The sequence below is a fragment of the Mucilaginibacter sp. genome, assembly GCF_036383575.1.
Lineage (GTDB): Bacteria > Bacteroidota > Bacteroidia > Sphingobacteriales > Sphingobacteriaceae > Mucilaginibacter.
Window position 1 is genome coordinate 1 of the sequence record NZ_DASVOB010000843.1, and the last position, 4,718, is coordinate 4,718.

Annotated in this window: 4 protein-coding genes; 3 read left to right on the top strand and 1 reads right to left on the bottom strand. The window is 44.9% G+C overall.

The genetic code is table 11. From position 1 onward, the window contains the following. The 3 genes from VF500_RS29695 to VF500_RS29705 all read left to right on the top strand — a co-directional run. Nucleotides 1-412: hypothetical protein (locus VF500_RS29695; RefSeq protein ID WP_330863121.1), on the top strand; the 412-nt coding region annotated here is incomplete at its 5' end. 29 nt (nt 413-441) lie between these two features. Continuing rightward, on the top strand, nt 442-2,274 hold the full coding sequence (locus VF500_RS29700) for an ABC transporter ATP-binding protein (protein WP_330863122.1): 1,833 nt from the start codon (nt 442-444) through the stop codon (nt 2,272-2,274). 168 nt (nt 2,275-2,442) lie between these two features. Next, on the top strand, nt 2,443-3,843 hold the full coding sequence (locus VF500_RS29705; protein WP_330863123.1) for an MBL fold metallo-hydrolase: 1,401 nt from the start codon (nt 2,443-2,445) through the stop codon (nt 3,841-3,843). A 270-nt stretch (nt 3,844-4,113) separates the two neighbouring features. On the opposite strand, the gene VF500_RS29710 is transcribed toward VF500_RS29705, so the two are convergent. Further along, nucleotides 4,114-4,718, bottom strand: a 605-nt coding sequence (locus tag VF500_RS29710) for an NAD(P)-dependent oxidoreductase (RefSeq protein ID WP_330863124.1), incomplete at its 5' end; no start/stop codon positions are given.

Genomic DNA, 4,718 nt, shown 5'->3' on the forward strand with positions numbered 1-4,718 from the left:
CAACATGCTGGCAGCCCGTAAACAAAAATTTGGGCAGTATGATCAAAGTTTGGGGCAACATACCGGCATTTTCGGCTTTCAAACCAAAGATGATATTCGCCGGTCGGCCAGCATCCTGATGGATATCTCTAAAACGGATGATGCTATTTTTAAAGAGCTCAAGATTCTGCTTGAATACCGTGATTTTCAGCAAAGACAGATCCAGAACCACAGCAAAGAGGCCGAGACTACCGCCGCCGGTTACATGGAGGTGATTAACAGGTTAAAGCAGCAAAATGCACGCCTTAAACAGCAACTAAACAATTCAGAACAGCATTTTAGTACCAGGCAAACCATATTTGTAGTAGTTATACTTTTCATGGCTGCGTCAATTTTATTTCTGTTGCGTAAAAACAACCGTGTTAAAGCGTAAATTCGCGGCTTTAACATTCAAACCCATACATGGCAAGAGGACGACTGAACAGTGGCAGCAAGGCCGAAGCAGAATTACCTAAAGCAAAAATAAACCGAAGCAGCCTGCGCAACGTAGCCAAACTGCTAACTTATCTTAAACCCTACAGGGTTAAATTCATAGCCGGATTGGTTTTCCTGTTTTTGTCAAGCCTTGTTGGGCTGGCATTCCCCGCTATATTGGGCGCATTGATTGATGCAGCACAGGGCATTTATAAATACAAATACCTGCCGCATGGCTTAAATGCCATAGCTATAATGGGCTTTATTATATTGTTTGCACAGGCATTTGTTTCATTTTTCAGGGTTGTTTGGTTTGTACAGGTGGCCGAAAAGTCATTAGCCGACATCAGGCGCGATACTTATTTCAAGCTCATCACCCTCCCCATGAACTTTTTTGCCAATCGCCGGGTTGGTGAGCTGAACAGCCGCATTTCTGCCGATCTTTCACAGATCCAGGATACACTGACCACTACTTTCGCCGAAATGATCCGCCAGTTGGTGATCATGGTGGGCAGCACTACCCTGCTGGCTATCGTATCTATAAAACTTACGCTTGCCCTGTTGGCTATATTGCCTTTTCTTGTTGCATTTGCTGTATTTTTTGGGCGGTTCATCCGCAAGCTATCACGCGAGGCACAGGATAAATTGGCCGAGTCAAATACCATTGTTGAAGAAACGCTGCAAGGTATTGCCAACGTAAAGGCATTTGTTAACGAGGCTTATGAAGCTAATCGCTACGACAAGATCTTGCGTAAGGTGGTGAACATCGCTGTTCGCGGTGCAAAATTCAGGGGTACTTTTGCATCATTCATTGTATTTTGCTTGTTCGGAACCTTTGTAGGCGTTATCTGGTACGGCTCTGTATTGGTAGCTAATCATGAAATATATGTTGGCGACCTTACCACATTTATTATGTATTCGATATTTGTGGGCGCGGCCATGGGTAGTTTCCCTGATCTTTACGCCAACCTGCAAAAAGCTGTAGGCGCAAGCGAGCGTGTACTCGAGATCCTTGCCGAGCAGGGCGAAGATATTTCGATGGTTGAAAACGACAACGAGGTCAAACAACCAATCAAAGGCGATCTCGCTTTTAACCATGTAGTATTCGCTTACCCATCACGCCAGGAAATAACCGTACTAAAAGGGATCTCTTTTAATGCCGATGCCGGGCAGCGCGTAGCTATTGTTGGCCCAAGCGGCTCGGGCAAATCGACTATGGCTTCGCTGATATTACAGTTCTATCATCCGCAAGCCGGCAGTATTTTATTTGATGGTAAACCAGCCGACAACTACTCTCTCACGGATATCCGTAACCAGGTAGCTATTGTTCCGCAGGATGTATTGCTGTTTGGAGGCACCATTATGGAGAACATCGCTTATGGAAGGCTCAATGCTTCAAAAGAAGATATTATACAGGCAGCTAAACGTGCCAACGCACATCAGTTCATATCATCCTTCCCCGAAGGATATGAAACCGTTGTGGGCGAGCGCGGCGTTAAGCTATCGGGTGGACAACGTCAGCGGATTGCCATTGCAAGGGCCCTGCTTAAAAACCCTGCTATCCTCATCCTTGATGAAGCTACATCTTCATTAGATTCGGAGTCGGAACGCCTTGTACAGGAAGCTCTGGAGGAACTAATGAAAGACCGCACATCAATAATCATCGCACATCGCCTGTCAACCATCCGCGAAGCAGATAAAATTGTGGTGATAGAAAAAGGCCACATTGTAGAAAGCGGCAGCCATATTGAACTCATTGGTAACGAACAAGGTCTTTACAAATACCTGAGCCAGCTTCAGTTTGAAAGCAACCAGGCTTAGCAAATACTCCTTAAAACTTATAGGTTTATAACTAAACTTATAAAGCATTAATACGTTTACACTCGCAATAAAACGAGTGTAAACTGTTATATTCACAAATTAAAGATTACTTACAACGTAATATAATTATTGATACCAGCCTCAGGATTTGGTATCGCTTATATAAAAATGAAACTAACTATACACGGGGCGGCCCGGCAGGTAACCGGGAGCATGCATTTGCTTGAGGTTGGACAATATAAAATTTTAGTGGATTGCGGGCTGGATTATGAAAAGGACCGCAGTGTTATATCTAACGAAAACTTTCCTTTTCGCCCCGAAGAGATTGATGTTGTAGTGCTTACCCACGCCCATATCGACCATTCGGGTAACCTGCCTACATTGATCCGCCTGGGCTTTGAAGGACAGATCTTGTGCACCCCTCCCACAGCAGATCTGACCGAATTACTGCTGCTCGACTCTGTAAACATTTTCATGCGCAAAGCCGCAAGCAAAGGCGGCCACCACAAGCGCGGCCGGGGTAAATTCAATACCCACGCCCAGCCGCTGTACATGCAAAAACATGTAATGGATACCGTAGAACGTTTTGTTACTATAGGTTTTAACAAACCGTTTCGAATTACGGGCGATATCGAACTTACTTTTGTGCCGGTCGGTCACCTGTTGGGCGCGGCGGCAGCTGTATTTAAAATAAATGATAAAGGCGAAGAAAAATCCATTGCCTTTACCGGCGATATCGGCAGGAAAAATTACCCGGTTTTAAATGATCCGCAGCCCCTGCCCCCTGTTGATTTCCTGGTATCTGAAGCTACTTACGGCGGGCGATATCACAGTAAGGACAAAACCGTTGAGCAAACGCTGATAGAGGTTATCGAAAAAGCTTGTATCAAAGAACAGGGTCGTTTGATAATCCCCGCGTTCAGCATTGGGCGTACACAATCATTGGTTTATACTTTAAACAAAATCTTCAGCACCGGCTTACTGCCGCCTGTTAAAGTTTTTGTCGATAGCCCCATGGCTACCCAGGCTACTGAAGTGTTTAGGAAATACCATAACCATGTAAACCAGGAAGCCCAGGAATTTTACCAGAAACGCGGCGATGAATTTGAGTTTGATAACCTCACCTATGTGGAAACGCTGAAGGATAGCAGGCAGATCTCCAATTACTGGGAACCTTGTATCATCATATCATCGGCAGGAATGCTTGAAGGGGGCCGTATCCAGGACCATCTATTTTACAACATCCAGAATTACTACGCCACCATCCTCTTCATTGGCTACTGCGCCAAAGGCACATTAGGGCATCGCTTATTGCGGGGAGATTCTATAGTCCACATTAAAGACCGCGAACTGGCCGTTTACGCCACCATTAAACAAACCGACGTATTAAGTGCCCACGGCGACCATAACGACCTTATAGATACTGTAAAAGCAATTGGTACCGATAGGTTAAAGCACGTATTCCTGGTTCATGGCGAGGGTGAAAGCATGCAGCTTTTAGCTAATGATTTGGAGCAGGAAGGTTATAGTGTTACGATACCGGATAAGGGTGTTACCTACACCATTTAAACATATGCTGTCGCGGGTTTAGCGTAGCGTAACCCGTGGTACGCCAAGGTTAAAGCTTCCAGCTTTAACAGCTGACGGTACTTGAGCTGAAAGCTCAAACTATGCTATACCACGGGTTACGCTACGCTAAACCCGCGGCAGCGTGGGATTGCTTCGTGCCTCGCAATGACATAGTTTTTTCATAAAGTAAACGGCCCGAATTAGTTAATTCGGGCCGTTTACTTTATAGATTGTATTCGTGTAATTCGCTCTAATTAGAACTAATTCGTGTTAAGCTTTTTTGAAATGCTCGATGATCAAACTTGCAAGCTCTACGCCAATCCTTTCCTGGGCCTCGTTAGTGGCAGCGCCAATGTGCGGGGTCAGGGAAATTTTTGGATGAGTTAAGATCTCGGCGCGGGGGGTTGGTTCATTGTCGAACACATCAAGTGCAGTAAATGAAACCTGGCCGCTGTTTAAAGCATCAACCAAGGCAAGCTCGTCGATCAAACCGCCGCGTGAAATATTTACAAGGCCAACACCTTTTTTAGTTTTAGCCAATTCTTCAGCACCAAAAAGGGCTTTGTCGATAAATGGAGTATGTAATGTAATGAAATCAGCAGTTGTAGTGATCTCGTCAAGAGCAGATTTTTTAACAGCTACTTTAACAGTAGTACCGCCACCTAAAACAAGATCCAGCTCAGGGTTGAAATCAAAAAGGTCATAAGCCAAAACATCCATACCAACACCAATAGCTATTTTAGCTACTTCCCTACCGATACGGCCAAAGCCTACGATACCTAAAGTTTTACCGCGAAGCTCAACACCTTTAGCGTAAGCTTTTTTCAGGTCGTTAAATTTAGTACCACCATCAACCGGCATTTTGCGGTTGCTAT

What these genes read in the sequence shown, in the direction of transcription:
- VF500_RS29700 (WP_330863122.1), top strand. Translation starts at nt 442, where the DNA reads ATGGCAAGAGGACGACTGAACAGTGGCAGCAAGGCCGAAGCAGAATTA.
- VF500_RS29705 (WP_330863123.1), top strand. Translation starts at nt 2,443, where the DNA reads ATGAAACTAACTATACACGGGGCGGCCCGGCAGGTAACCGGGAGCATG.